Raw genomic sequence first — 13,467 nt, forward strand, 5'->3', positions numbered from 1 at the left:
TCGGGCATGATGGTGCGCGTGAGTGAGGCGATCGACGTGACCATCTCCGACGATGTGATCCGGCTGGGGCAGTTCCTCAAGCTGGCGGGTCTCATCGACTCGGGGGCCGAGGCCAAGGCGGTGATCGCCGAGGGCGAGGTGGCGGTGAACGGCGAGGTCGACCTGCGTCGTGGCCGGCAGCTCGCGGTGGGAGACGTGGTGGAGGTCTTCGGGCGGTCCGCCCGCGTGGCGCGCTGACCGGTCAGTATTCGCCCGCGGCCGCGGCTGCGACCCAGCCGAGCACCTGCAGCTGCGCCGGGTTGTACAGCTCGGTCAGCGCCGCGAGGATCACGCGCTGCGCGGTGCGCTGATCGTGCCCGCCCTCGTCGGACCAGGTGCCCAGGTCGGGGAAGCCCGCGACCTGGTGCAGGACGTCGGGGACGAGGCGGGCGACGAGATTGTCAATGGTGGCCTCGTCCGCGTCGGCGGGCAGCCGGTCGAAGTCGTCGGCAGCGTCAGTCCGGCTGTACGCCGTCAGCATGCGTGCGTACTCCTCGGCGCGGGTCGGCCCCACGAGCTGGGCGAGGACGGCGCTGAACTTGCGGTCCGCGGGGGAGAGGTTCCGGGCCGTCGCCGCCGCGGAGAGCTCGGGCGGCAGGTCCGACGGTGCCGTCGACGTGCGCAGCGCGCGCAGGTCCTCGCGGATCGCCTGCAGCCGTTCGATGTCGGCGGCGAGCTTGTCATCGAGCTCGGCGGCCGCCGCGTCGTCCACATCGTCGGCGTCCATCGCGGCGATCTGCGCGAGGCTGAAGCCCAGCCCCGTCATGCGACGGATCCAGACCAGCCGCACCAGGTGCTCGACGCCGTAGGTCTTGTAGCCGTTGGACCGTCGCGCGGGCTCGTCCAGTAGCCCGACGTCGTGGTAGTGCCGCACGGTGCGCAGGCTGGTCCCCGCCAGCTCAGCGACCTCGCGCGTGCTCCACATGGGCGTGGTGGGCGTTACCGGAGGACGATGCCGTCGCGGCGCTGGAGGAGGGTGGCCCCGGGGGCGAGGTGCGTCACCGGAGGACGATGCCGTCGTCGTCGCTGAAAAGGCTGTCGCCCGGGTTGAACGTGACGCCGCCGAAGGTGAGCGGGATGTCGCGTTGGCCCTCGGCGGTCTTGGTGGACTTGCGCGGGTTGGTGCCGAGCGCCTTCACGCCGATGTCCAGCGTGCCGATCACGGCAGCGTCGCGGACCGCGCCGTAGGCCACGATGCCGGCCCAGCCGTTGCCGCGGCCGAGCTCGGCGATGAGGTCGCCGACCAGCGCAGTGTGCAGCGAGGGGACGCCGTTCTCGTCGGAGCCGTCGATGACCAGCACGCGGCCCTCGCCGGGCTCGCCCAGGATCGACTTGAGCAGCGCGTTGTCCTGGAAGCACTTGACCGTGACGACCTCGCCGGCGAACTGCTTGCGGCCGCCGAACTGGCGGAACTGCGTGTCGCAGCTGCGCACGTCGGGGCCGATCTCGTCGACCAGGTCCGCGGTGGGGGTGAACTGCACGTTGCTCATGGTCGCCAGGGTATCGCCTCGTGAATCCGGCTGATTCCGGGGTCACGAGGCCAGATCCGGCTTCGTATCGTCGGCACCTGCCGGTTTCACGACCCGGACGACGCCGACGTGCCGGTCGGTGCGGACGATGTCGAGGATCTCGGCAAGGATCGCGTCCCAATTCCCGATGACCTCGGAGTAGTCGAACCGCATGACGCGGTAGTCGCCGCGCGTGGCGGTCCGGTCGCGCCTGTTGTCCACGAGCCGTTGCGCGCCGCTGTGGTGGTCGGTGCTGTCGCATTCGATGATGAGTTTGTCGCCGACGAGCAGGTCCACCCGGCCGAGTTCAGCAATCGTCTGCTGGCTGCGCACGCGGATGTGTAGGCAGGTCAGGCGGTACCGGACCAGCGACTCGGTGCCGGAGCCGGCCAGCGGGTCCAGGTACTTCAGCAGCCGCTTCGTGGCCTTCGGGGCGTCCGCGAAGATCTCCTCCAGGTCCTGGAGACTATAGGGATCGGGCTTGCGCAGGAGCGAGTCGAGTACCGCGACGAACTCGTCGGCGTCGAGGCAGTTCGCCGCGCAGCGCAGAGCGGTGGGTAGGTCGTCGACGGCGCGGGTCGGTGAAGGGAGGCGTTGAAACGCGTCGCAGTCGGCGTGCGATCGCGTCCGCCGATGTCGTTCGCGCCGCAGATGGGTCTTCGACTTCGACAGCGTGGCCTTGGCAGTCTTTGTGGATCTGCGTGGCGGGATCCAGACGCCGGGGCGGAACGCCAGTGCGGAGACGCACGTGATCACGGCGCCGCCTTTCACTGCGGCGACGACCGCGGTGTTCGCTCCGGGGAGGCGGTACCAGCCCCGACGGATCACGACGATGTCGCCCAGATGGCGAAGGCGCTCGATCTCCGCGGAGTCGGCGCCCGCACGCAGCGCGGCTCGGCGGGAGAAGACGCCGCCGTCCGGAGCGGCCAGCGCCTGCAGGATCTCGATGGTGTGCATGGAACCCAGCGTGACGCCGGCGTAGGACTGGACGGGCTCGTCGGGAGCGCCGCTGTGGAGAAAACACGTTTCGTACGCTCAGCTGTGGAGGAAGCCGTCGTGAAACCGGCGGACTAGCAGGTCAGGAGGCCGATTCTGGCCTCGTCGCCCAGGATTCGGCCGCATTCACGAGCGTCGGACGGCGACACTATTGAGTGCGCATCAACAAGCGGGTAATCTGGCGTCATGCCAGCACCTACCCAGGCCACGTTCGACCGTCTTCGCGCCCTCGCGGCGATCGACCACCCGGAGCAGCGCGAGTCGCGCGACGTCCTCGAGGCGTTCTCCGGCGAGAAGGTCACCACGATTCCCGTGGGCACCGTGGAGGACGTGGAGAAGGCGTTCGAGCGGGCCCGCCTCGCGCAGAAGCAGTGGGCGGCCCGCAGCGCCAAGGACCGCGCGGCCGTGCTGCTCAAGTTCGCCGACCTGGTGAACGATCACCGCGCCGAGCTCATGGACATGGTGCAGCTGGAGACCGGCAAGGCCCGCCAGTACGCCCAGGAGGAGTCGCTGGACGTCGCGATGACGGCCCGCTGGTACGGCAAGAACGCGCCGAAGATCCTGGCGGAGAAGAGCACCGACGGCATGCTGCCGGTGTTCACCAAGACCCGCGTGCGCTACCAGCCCAAGGGCGTCGTCGGCGTGATCGCGCCGTGGAACTACCCGATCACCCTCGCCGTCTCCGACGGTGTCGCCGCGCTGGCCGCCGGCAACGCCGTCGTGCTCAAGCCCGATTCGCAGACCCCGTACTGCGCCCTCGCGGCCGTCGAGCTGCTGTACCGCGCCGGCCTGCCGCGCGACCTGTTCGCCGTGGTCCCCGGCCCCGGCGGCGTCGTGGGCACCGCGATCGTCGAGCGCGCCGACTACCTCATGTTCACCGGCTCCTCCGCCACCGGCGCCACGCTCGCGGAGCAGTGCGGCAAGCGCCTCATCGGCTTCTCCGCCGAGCTCGGCGGCAAGAACCCCATGGTGGTCACGAAGGACGCCGACATCGCGCACACGGCCGACGGTGCGGCCCGCGCCGCGTTCTCGAACTCGGGGCAGCTGTGCATCTCGATCGAGCGGATCTACGTCGAGCGGGCGATCGCCGACGAGTTCGCCCGCGCCTTCGCCGAGCGCACCGCCGCGCTCGCACTGGGCGCCGGCTACGACTTCGACAACGAGATGGGCTCACTCGCATCGAAGTCGCAGATCGACACCGTCGCCGCGCATGTGGACGACGCGGTCGCCAAGGGCGCGACGGTGCTCGCCGGCGGCAAGGCCCGCCCCGACCTCGGCCCGTTCTTCTACGAGCCGACCGTGCTCAAGGACGTGCCGGTGGAGGCCGTCTGCTTCAAGTCGGAGACCTTCGGCCCGCTGGTCTCGATCTACCCCGTCGACTCCATCGACGAGGCCGTCGAGAAGGCCAACGACACCGAGTACGGGCTCAACGCCAGCGTTTTCGCGGGCACGACGAAGCAGGCGCAGGAGATCGCGGAGCGGATCAACGCCGGCACCGTCAACATCAACGAGGGCTACGCCGCCGCGTGGGGCTCCACCGCAGCGCCGATGGGCGGCATGGGCATCTCGGGCGTCGGCCGTCGCCACGGCACCGAGGGCCTGCTCAAGTACTGCGAGTCGAAGACCATCGCGCAGCAGCGGATCATCGGCATCGGCGGCATCAGGGGCGTGCCGCGCAACGTCTTCCTGAACGTCGTTCCGTCGGCGATCAAGGCGCTCAAGCTGATCGGCCGGTAGTCCGGCGCACGGCGATGGCCCCCTCCACGTGGAGGGGGCCATCGCCGTCTTCTCGTCAGGCGGGGACGCGGTCCAGGAATCCGGCGACGGTGGCGATGCGCCCGTCGGCGTCGACGGTCACCACGTCGAAGCCGATGACCGGCGGCTCCGCGCCCGCGGGGCCGAGGCCCCACTGGAACCGCACCTGGCCGTGATGCGCGTCGGGCTCGCCGACGAGGGTGAACTCGAAGCCGGGGAACTGCTCGTGCACGCCGGCGACGACGGCGCCGATGGCCTCGGTCCCGGCGACCTCCGCCATCGGATCGGTGTACGTGGCCCCGGGCGCCCAGTGCCGCGCGAGCAGGTCGCGGCGGGTCTGCGGGTCGGTGCTGTTCCAGGTGGCGAGGTAGGCGTCGACGACGTGGTTCATGGTGTCCTCCAGGTGTTCTCGGTCGGTTCGATGGGAACGAGGCCGAGTCTGCCGCCGATCGCGAGTCGTGGCGATTACCTCGGAGGTAATGGTGGCGCCTCCCCGGCGCGGATAGATTCGCGGGCATGACGACGATCGAGGTGGGGCCGCTCCTGCGCACCTGGCGGCAGCGGCGACGGCTCAGCCAGCTCGAACTCGCGAGCCGCGCCGAGGTCAGCGGGCGGCACCTGAGCTTCGTCGAGACGGGGCGGTCCCGGCCGAGCGCCGAGATGATCCTGCGGCTGGCCGACCACCTGGAGGTGCCGCCCCGCGAGCGCGACGCCCTCCTCGTGGCGGGCGGTTTCGCCCCGCGGCACGACAGCCCCGCGGACGCCGCGGGCGTGCTGGCCTCCTTCCGCACCCTGCTCGATGCGCACGCGCCCTACCCCGCCGTCCTCCTCGACAGGTACTGGGACCTGGTGGACGCCAACGACGCCGTCGCCCCGCTGCTCGCCGGTTGCGCGCCGCACCTGCTGGAACCGCCGGTCAACGTCGTCCGCCTGAGCCTGCACCCCGACGGGCTGGCGCCGCGCATCGTCGACCTCGGGGCCTGGCGCGAGCACCTGCTGCACCAGGTGGCCGCGCGCGCCGATCGGACCGCCGATCCGCGGCTGGCGGCGCTCCTCGCCGAGTGCCGGGAGTACCCGGGCGGCGGCCCGGCACCCGCGCCGTCCGGGCCCGTCGTCGAGCTCGTCCTCCGCATGCCCGACGGTGCGCCGCTGCGACTGTTCAGCGTGGTCAGCGCCGTGCTCACGCCGCACGACGCCACCGTCGACGAGCTGCACCTGGAGACCTTCCTGCCCGCCGACGAGGCCACGCGGGAGCGGCTACGGGCGCGGGCCTGACGCCCGCACTGCGGCGGTGACCGCGGTGGCGACGGCCTCGCCCTCCTCGGGGAAGGGGTGCAGCGCGGCGGCGCGGGGCACCTCGTCGACGCCGTTGATCCACGGGCGCGCGCTGCACAGCTCGTGGCCCTTCGACGGTGCCTCCATGTCGACGTACTCGGCGCGGGCGTTCACGGCGGCCCGCCGGACGGCGCCGTTGAGCCGCTCGGTGAGGATGCTGCGCATCCACGGGATCGAGGCGGAGCGGAAGGGGGCGATCGTGGCGCATGTTCGGTCGCCGGCGAACACGGCGGGGTAGCCGACCACGAGGATCCGCGCCCGCGGCGAGCGCTCGCGGACGGCGCGGATGATGCGCTCGTTCGCCGCGGTGATCTTCGCCAGACGGGAGGCGACGGCACCGTCGGACAGGCGGGCCGGGCGGGTGCGCTGATCGGCGGTGCAGCGGACCGCCGCCGATCGCGGCGCCACCGCGCAGGATTCGAGGATGCTCGAGTAGAGGTCGCCGTCGTTGCCGCCGAGGGAGACGGTGACGAGCGTCGTGGCGGGGGTGATCCCGTCGAGCTGCGGCGCGGCGTCGTAGTAGCCGGTCTTCGCGGAGCCGGCGTGCTGGCTCGCGAAGGCGTCCCGCGTCTTGGCGCCGCCGCAGGTGTTGTCCCGCAGCGCGTCCGGGGCCAGGCCCAGCGACGCGGCCACCAGCTTCGGATAGTTGTGCGTGGACCGCCCGCAGGCGCGCTCCTGCTGCGAGGCGCCGACGGTGGCGTCGGCGGGGAGGGAGGAGTAGGAATCGCCGAGCGCGACGTAGCTGGGCGTGGCCGGGGCCGCGTGCGCCGGCGCGCCGCCGATCACGGCCGTCGTGGCGAGGACCGCCGCGCCGAGCAGGGACAGGGACGGGCGGGCGCGCATCGACATGCCGCCACTGTATTGCGCGCGGCCGCGGCCCGCAGCCCGTCGAAAACCGGTTGCGGCGGCCCGGCGTGCGACGCACCCTGGAGGCATGGAGGTCACGTTCGTCAAGCGCCGGAACGGGTACGACGTGCGGATCACGCGCGCGAAGGGCCCGGAGCTGGCGCCCCGCGGCGGCCCGGGCGGTCGGCCGCCGGTGCCGCACGACGCGGCGCACCTCATCGTCGAGGCCGAGGCGGGCCTGCGCGGCGGGGTGTTCGGGCGGATCGCCGACGCGAACGGCCTCGACGGGCTGTTCTGGCCCGCCGACCCGGGGGAGCGTCGCAAGGCGTCCCGCCGCAAGCGGCAGCCGACGGCCGCGCAGTCCGCGGACATGGCGCGCTCGGAGTACCTCGCGTCGCTGACCGCGGCGCTGTGGGAGGTGGAGCGCGGGCACCGGAAGCCGGAGCCCGCGTGGCCCGGCGCCCTCGAGGACGCGGACGTCGATCCCGCCCTGCGCGAGAGGATCTTCGCCCGCTACGACGACTTCGCCCCGCGCTGGGCGGCGCTCCCCGACGGGGGCGAGCTCACGCTGCGCTGGTGACGCGCTGGGCCCTCAGGCCGGGTGGGGGTCCACCGGACGGCGGAGTTCCGCGCGGAGGGGCCGATCCGCCAGCTTGATGACGAGCAGGGCCAGCGGGACGAGGACGAAGCCGATCACCGGCCCGACGAGGACCACGGTGTCGATCGGGTAGTGCAGCGCGAGGTACAGGCCGGCCGACGATCCGGTGACCGCGGTGACGGCGCAGACCACGCTCATCCACCGGATCCGGCTGCGGAACCGCGGCGACTCGTCCAGGCAGCGGTCCCACGCCGTCGGTTCCACCTTGAGCGCCTTCACGTACATCGGCCCGAGAATGCTCGCCACGAGCGGCCTGCGGGTGAACGCCGAGACGAGGAAGTACGCCGCCGCGAAGAAGCCGTCGATGGACTGTGCCGCAAGGGCGATCCGCGGTTCTCCGGTGACGAGCGACGGTATGAGGGCCACCGCGAGGATGGCGGTCGTGAACAGCTCCAGCTGCCCGACCTGGCGCGTGACGAGCATCCGCCAGGTCACGATCACCAGCCCCGTGACGATGCCGAGCACGACGCCGGTCAGCTGCGAGAGGCCGCCCAGGCGGGTGGCGCTGAAGTAGGCGATGACCGGGAGGAGCCCTCCCAGGATCGCCGGGGGCGGTCGCTTCATGGTCGCTCGCGCTCCGTCCCGGTGCTTCGGAAGACGTTCCGCAACGCGAAGCCGCCGTCGCCGAGGCCGCGCAGGACGGCGAGCCGCGCCGCGTGGAAGCCGACGGTCAGCGGGAGCGCGGCCGTCAGCCAGGTGGCCGTTCCCCGCCGGCCGTGGATCCAGAACGTGCGGGGCAGGTACGCGGCGTACGTCGCGTAACTGCCGACGCCGGTGTAGAAGCGGCGCGGCGAGACCTCCACCACGACGTCCCGGATCAGCGCGCACTCCCCGCCCGAGTCCTGGACGCAGAGGGCGATGTCGACGTCCTCGAAGACGTCTCTGCGCATCGTGACGTGCGGCCGTATCCGGCGCCACGTCTCGGCGCGGAAGGCCATGCTCGGGCCGAAGCAGTAGCTCACCCGCTGCGCGCGTTTCTCGTTGCGCCCGAACGGATCGTTCCACCTGTTCAGGGCGGATTGGAATCGCCGGCCGGGGAGCCCGCGGAACTCCCCGAGGGTGGAGACGACGTCGAAGCCGCGGCCGTCGTCGGAGTCGAAGAACGTGCGCAGGCGCCGTGCCCACCCCGGAGCGACGACGGTGTCCGCGTCGATCCGGGCGATCACCGACGACGTGGCGGCGTCGAGCCCCGCGTTGCGGGCCCACACCAGGCCCTGCCGGGTCTCGCGGATCAGTTTCACGACGGGGTTCGCCGCGGCGGCGGCCTCCACCAGGGCGACGGTGCGGTCTGTCGAGTTGTTGTCGACCACGATGATCTCGTCGATCTCGGAACCTTCGGCGAGCAGTCGCTCGAGGCACTCCTCGATGACCTCGTCCTCGTTGTAGGCGGGAACGACAACAGTCAATGTGCTCTCTGCCATGGCGAAACGCTACGTCCGCCTCGGGGCCGTCGCAGCGCGGCGACCGGTGAGACTACTCACAGGTCGCCGGTGGTGTGGCGTTTGGAACACAACCGGGACGGGACCGCGGACCGTCGGCGACGGTACCGGGACGTGGGCGGCCCATCGTGAGGACATGGCTCATGTACTCACGAAATCGGCTGCCGCGCTGGTCGTCCTCGTCGCCGTGGCGGCGGTGATCGCGGCGTGCTCGGAAGCGCTCCCGGGAATACCGGGAAGGGTGGAGACGGGCACCGTCGGGCAGTTGGGGGAGGCGGATGGCGTGGTGCTGGACCGGGTGGCGGTGGATGCGGATGTGCCGGCGGTGACGAGGCTCGATCCGAAGCTGCGCACGGCGATTCGGTCGGCTGCGCGCGCGGCGGCCCGGGAGGGCGTTGCGATGCACCTGACGTCGGGGTGGCGGTCGAAGCGGTATCAGCAGTTCCTCTACGACGATGCCGTGCGGCGTGATGGGGCGGAGGAGGCGGCGCGGTTGGTCGCGACTCCGTCGACCTCGGAGCACGTGACGGGCGATGCGGTGGACGTGGGGCCGACGGAGGCCGCGTACTGGATGGACCGCTACTCGGAGCGGTTCGGGTTGTGCCGCACGTACGCGAACGAGGTGTGGCACTACGAGCTGCGGGACGGGCGGGCGTGCCCGGAGATGGTGTCGGACGCCTCCGCGCGGCAGCGATGAGGGGGTGACCGGTCAGTCGGACTCGAGGAGCAGGGTCTGGGCGTGGACGGGTGCGGAATGGGGCCGGATGATGCGCACGCGGCCGAGCGGCTGATGGGTGAGGTGGACGCCGGGCGCCAGGCTGCCTTCCTGGCGGTCGCCGGAGAACAGCACCATCGTGGCGTTGTGCTCGCGGATTCCGCCGACGACGCTGTCGTAGAGCGCGCGGCTGATGCCTGCTGAACGGCGGGCGACCACCAGGTGCAGCCCGATGTCGGCCGCGTAGGGGAGGTACGGGATCAGCGGGGCCAACGGATTGTTCGAGGTGCCGGACGCGAGCAGGTCGTAGTCGTCCACGATGAGGTAGATGTGCGGTCCCGTGAACGGCGCCGCCTGCTGTTGCAGGTCCTCCGGCGGGAGCCGCCGCTGCAGTTCTTCCGCGATGCCCGCCGCAAGGGCTCCGGCCGCGGGCGGCGATCCCGCGTATCCGCCCAGGTAGTCGTCCGGGACGAAGCCCTGCAGTGTGCGCCGGGGATCGAAGAGGCCGATGACGAGTTGCTCGTCGGTGTGGGTCGAGACGAGTTCCTCGACGATCACGCGGAGGAGGTTCGTCTTCCCCGAACGGGATTCGCCGATGACGAGCAGGTGCTGGTCGGTCGTCGTCGGATCGAGGACGAGCGGAGCGAGGTCGGTCTCGTTGATGCCGACGAGGAGCGGCTCGCGCTCGGGGAATCCGGAGCGGAAGCCTCGATAGGCGAGCGCGTCGGGGAGGGTGGGAACCGGCGGCATGGCCTGACCCGCGGCACGGTGCCGCGCCACTTCGACGACCTCGTCGAAGCCCGAGTCGGAGGAGAGGTGGGGGAGGGCGATCTGGACCTGCGCGCCGAGGGGTTCCGTCGTGATGACACGGCCGGGCTGATCGGCGCGGATCAGCGTGTTCTGTGCGCGGCCGATCGTCGAATCGAGTGGATCGTTGAGGCGGTGCTCGATCTTGGTGCCGATCACTGCCTGCATCGACATCCGGAGGTCGGCCCATCGCCCACCGACGATGACGACGTGGATACCGAGCGCGAGACCGCGGTTGCCGATGTCCTGGACCACGTCGACGAGGTCCTCGTGGTTCTCCTTGAAGGAGGCCCAGCCGTCGATCGCGAGGACGACGTCGGCCGTCACGATCTCGGGGAACTGCTCGCCGTTCGCGATGCGCGCCCGGAGGTCGGCGATACCCTGGATTCGGCGCGACGCGAAGAACTGCTCGCGGGAATCAAGACTGCCGTGGAGATCGGCGACGATCCGGCGTGCGAGGTCGCCGTCGTAGCGCGTCGCGACACTCCCGGTGTTGGGGAGACGCTCGAGGTCCGCGAGCGCCGTTCCGTTCGCGTCGATGACGTGGAACCCGAGCGTCGCCGGCGGGTGGCTGATCGCGCCGGCGGAGACGATGGTCCGCAGGGTGGTCGTCTTGCCGGTCTGCGGGGCGCCCGAGATGTAGACGTTGCCCGACGTTCCCCGGAAGTCGACCGTGAGCGGTGACTGACGTTGCCGTTTGGGCTCATCGGCGAGGCCGATCGCGACTGCGAGGCCGTCCACGGAGTGGGTCGAGCCCGCGCCGACCTGATCGAGGGGCAGGGCCGCCGGGAGCGGGGGCAGCCAGATGCGGCGGGACTGGAGGGCGGGCGCATCGAGCGCGTCGAGGATGACGTCGAGCGTCGTCGTGTCGGTCGGGGCGATCGTGGGTGCTGCGGAATGGCGGCCGGGATTCTCCGCGACGGGCGAGAACTCGAACCGGGACACCTCCGGCGCGGCCTCGCTCTGCACGCGCTCGACGCTGGGCCGGTACGGGCCGGAGACGAACGCGGCCTTGAACCTCGTGAAGACGTCGGGGTCGACTTTGAGGATCGCCGAGCCCGGCACGGCGGGCAGGGTGTGCGCATCGGACACACCGAGTGCCGTCCGGGACTCCTGCGCCGTGAACGTCCGCAGCCCGATCCGGTACGAGAGGTGTGATTCGAGACCGCGGAGCCGGCCCTCCTCGAGACGCTGAGTGGACAGGAGGAGGTGGACGCCGATCGAGCGGCCGATCCGCCCGATCTGTACGAAGAGATCGATGAAGTCGGGCTTGGCCGAGAGGATCTCACCGAACTCGTCGATGACGACGAACAGCGCGGGGAGGGGTGGCAGCGGCTCCGCAGTGGGATCGGCGAGCCGGATCCGCCGTAGGCGTTGGTATTCGGTGACGTTCGGCAGGTTGCCGGCATCGGCGAGGACGCGCTGGCGCCGCTGGAGCTCACCGAGAAGGGCGTCGTGCAGGCGATCGACCAGCCCGAGATCGTCGGCCAGGTTGTCGACCGAGGCGCTGGTGTGGGGAAGGCGTTCGAACCCGGCGAACGCGGCCCCGCCCTTGTAGTCGACGAGGACGAACGACAGGAGATCCGGCGGGTGCGCGATGGCCATGGAGGTGAGAAGCGTTCGAAGGAGTTCGGACTTGCCGGATCCCGTGGCGCCGACGCAGAGGCCGTGCGGCCCCATCCCGTTCTGGCCGGACTCCTTGATGTCGAGGCGGACCGGCGCGCCGGCCGCATCCGCGCCGATCGGAACGTTGAGGTGATCGCCGAGCGGCCTCGGCGTGCTCCACAGTGCCGCCGGGTCCAGATCTGCGGGATCCCCGATGTCGTGCAGGGATGGAAGATCGAAGGTGGCTTCGAGGGCACTCGACGGGATCGGGTCCGCGACGAGGCGCAGAGGCGCGAGCCGCCTGGCGCAGACGGTGGCCAGCTCGAGGGTCCAGGCGTCGACGGTCCCGCGGTCCGTCCCCAGGATGAGACGCTTCACCCATCCCGGTCCACTGTCGAGGTCGATCCCGTTGATCGATGCCGCGGAGATCCGGCCGTCATCGCCGTCGTATCCGGATCGCGAGCTCCGCACGGCGGTCGCGCCGTCGGTGGTGTCCGGCTCACCGTCGGCGTCGGAGTCGTCGCCGCCGAGAAGCCTGGTCAGGACGCCCGTCAGGTCGGTCACATCCACCTCGCCCGTCGGGGAGACGCGTACGCGGGTATCGACGTGTCCCGGCTCATCGACGCGGCGCAGTGTCTCGGTCACGAAGCAGATCCCGAGTTGTTCGGGAGAGACTCCCGGAGGTAGCAGGTCGGCCGGATCGGTGCCCGCCCCTAGGCCACTGCCGATGCGGGCGGCTTCGGTCATGATGACGACGAGCGTCGGGCCGTCCCATGCGGACTCCGAACGCGACCGGTGGCCCCGGTCGCTGAGGGCGGTGATGCGCGCGGAGATGAGTTCGACGAGCCGCGTCCGCATCTCGTCCGGATCCGTGGTGATGCGGCGGGCGGGGAAGGGGCCGTCGAAGCGCCCCGGGTCGGCCGTGTGCGGGAGCCACTTCATCCAGTCGAATCGGCCTGCCCCGGTGACGGGGTCGGGGGGTGTGCCGATGTCATCGGGCGTGGTGCACAGCATGATCTGCAGATCGGCGGGAGCGTGAAGAGCGGCGGCGCCGAGCACGAGGGCCGTGATCGTCCGTCCGGTCTCATGCCCCTCGCCCAGCACCGAGACCGTGCCGCGCAGCCGGACGGCGACCGGTACTCCGATGACCGACTCCGCGCGTTGAAGGAGCCTGTCGGCATGCGCCGCGGCGACCGGATCGGGTGGCGCGGCGGAGCCGGAGGCGCCGGGAAGGGTGACGGAACGCGCTATCGGGCCGATGCCCTCACCGATGCGGACCACGAGGAAGTCGATGTCGCCGCGGCGTCGTTCGAACAGTCGGAGGCGGTTGACCGCGATCTGCGGTAGGGCTTCGGGTGCCGGGTGGCGCCACGCCATCGCGGCACGGTAGTCGAGGATGTCCTGGTCGATACCCACGCGGAGTCGCCCGATGTAGTCGACGTACCCGAGGCGGGCCTCACGTGCTTCCCGGCGGCTACCCGTGCGGGCGAAGATCACGCTGGCGATCGCGGCGAGCACCATGGAGGCGATGATGGCGACGCCGGCGAGCATCCGGATCGGGTTGTTGCCGGAGAACAGCATCGCCCCGGCGCCGATCGCCGCGCCGAGCGGGAGCACCGCGCGGACGACGGTCGATATTCCGCCCGCGCCACGGGCGGTGGCGGGGACGGCGGGGATGTCGAGGGGAGCGACGTTCAGCTCGGGGCCACGCCCGCGGGCGGGCCGGCGGAAGATTGTGACCGACATGGATCTTCGTTTCTGCCG

At 71.2% G+C, this 13,467-nt stretch carries 13 protein-coding genes; 5 read left to right on the forward strand and 8 right to left on the reverse strand.

Translation table 11 applies throughout. The features are described from left to right. Window positions 1–9 precede the first annotated feature (9 nt). Entirely contained in the window at window positions 10–237 is a 228-nt protein-coding gene (locus LB823_RS01075; RefSeq protein WP_224644954.1) for an RNA-binding S4 domain-containing protein, read from the forward strand. A gap of 4 nt (window positions 238–241) precedes the next feature. Here LB823_RS01075 and LB823_RS01080 read toward each other — a convergent pair whose 3' ends face one another. From LB823_RS01080 to LB823_RS01090, 3 genes are all read right to left on the reverse strand, one after another. Continuing rightward, window positions 242–964 (reverse strand): MerR family transcriptional regulator, encoded by a 723-nt coding sequence (locus LB823_RS01080; protein WP_224644907.1) that lies wholly within the window; start codon window positions 962–964, stop codon window positions 242–244. Between the two features lie 73 nt (window positions 965–1,037). After that, window positions 1,038–1,529, reverse strand: coding sequence for a ribonuclease E activity regulator RraA (gene rraA, locus LB823_RS01085; protein ID WP_224644908.1), 492 nt, complete (start codon window positions 1,527–1,529; stop codon window positions 1,038–1,040). A 42-nt stretch (window positions 1,530–1,571) separates the two neighbouring features. After that, a complete protein-coding gene (locus LB823_RS01090; protein ID WP_224644909.1) occupies window positions 1,572–2,504 on the reverse strand; it encodes a type IV toxin-antitoxin system AbiEi family antitoxin domain-containing protein in 933 nt (310 codons plus the stop codon). Window positions 2,505–2,729: 225 nt separating this feature from the next. Here LB823_RS01090 and LB823_RS01095 point away from each other — a divergent pair, with 225 nt between their 5' ends. Then, complete coding sequence (locus LB823_RS01095; RefSeq protein ID WP_224644910.1) at window positions 2,730–4,280, forward strand: succinic semialdehyde dehydrogenase; 1,551 nt, start codon at window positions 2,730–2,732, stop codon at window positions 4,278–4,280. A 55-nt stretch (window positions 4,281–4,335) separates the two neighbouring features. Here LB823_RS01095 and LB823_RS01100 read toward each other — a convergent pair whose 3' ends face one another. After that, window positions 4,336–4,689, reverse strand: a complete 354-nt coding sequence (locus LB823_RS01100) for a nuclear transport factor 2 family protein (protein WP_224644911.1) — start codon at window positions 4,687–4,689, stop codon at window positions 4,336–4,338. A gap of 125 nt (window positions 4,690–4,814) precedes the next feature. Here LB823_RS01100 and LB823_RS01105 point away from each other — a divergent pair, with 125 nt between their 5' ends. Beyond that, entirely contained in the window at window positions 4,815–5,573 is a 759-nt protein-coding gene (locus LB823_RS01105; RefSeq protein WP_224644912.1) for a helix-turn-helix domain-containing protein, read from the forward strand. On the opposite strand, the gene LB823_RS01110 is transcribed toward LB823_RS01105, so the two are convergent. After that, window positions 5,556–6,482 (reverse strand): SGNH/GDSL hydrolase family protein, encoded by a 927-nt coding sequence (locus LB823_RS01110; RefSeq protein ID WP_224644913.1) that lies wholly within the window; start codon window positions 6,480–6,482, stop codon window positions 5,556–5,558. The two genes, LB823_RS01105 and LB823_RS01110, sit on opposite strands and share 18 nt — an antisense overlap. Window positions 6,483–6,567: 85 nt before the next feature. On the opposite strand from LB823_RS01110, the gene LB823_RS01115 reads away from it, so the two are divergent. Then, window positions 6,568–7,059, forward strand: a complete 492-nt coding sequence (locus LB823_RS01115; protein ID WP_224644914.1) for a hypothetical protein — start codon at window positions 6,568–6,570, stop codon at window positions 7,057–7,059. A 12-nt stretch (window positions 7,060–7,071) separates the two neighbouring features. Here the strand turns inward: LB823_RS01115 and LB823_RS01120 are convergent, their stop codons facing one another. Together LB823_RS01120 and LB823_RS01125 are read right to left on the reverse strand one after the other, a co-directional pair. Then, window positions 7,072–7,701, reverse strand: a complete 630-nt coding sequence (locus LB823_RS01120) for a VC0807 family protein (protein ID WP_224644915.1) — start codon at window positions 7,699–7,701, stop codon at window positions 7,072–7,074. Then, on the reverse strand, window positions 7,698–8,558 hold the full coding sequence (locus tag LB823_RS01125; RefSeq protein ID WP_224644916.1) for a glycosyltransferase family 2 protein: 861 nt from the start codon (window positions 8,556–8,558) through the stop codon (window positions 7,698–7,700). Before LB823_RS01125 ends, LB823_RS01120 begins: the two co-directional genes overlap by 4 nt. A 154-nt stretch (window positions 8,559–8,712) precedes the next feature. On the opposite strand from LB823_RS01125, the gene LB823_RS01130 reads away from it, so the two are divergent. Further along, window positions 8,713–9,273 carry a M15 family metallopeptidase gene (locus LB823_RS01130; protein ID WP_224644917.1) on the forward strand — a complete coding sequence of 187 codons (561 nt, stop codon included), beginning with the start codon at window positions 8,713–8,715 and terminating at the stop codon, window positions 9,271–9,273. A 12-nt stretch (window positions 9,274–9,285) separates the two neighbouring features. Here the strand turns inward: LB823_RS01130 and eccCb are convergent, their stop codons facing one another. Further along, the gene (gene eccCb / locus LB823_RS01135; protein WP_224644918.1) at window positions 9,286–13,449 is read right to left on the reverse strand and encodes a type VII secretion protein EccCb; all 4,164 of its coding nucleotides are present in this window, start codon (window positions 13,447–13,449) and stop codon (window positions 9,286–9,288) included. Window positions 13,450–13,467 lie beyond the last annotated feature (18 nt).

This window comes from Tsukamurella sp. M9C (genome assembly GCF_020169415.1).
In the GTDB taxonomy this organism is placed as follows: Bacteria; Actinomycetota; Actinomycetes; order Mycobacteriales; family Mycobacteriaceae; genus Tsukamurella.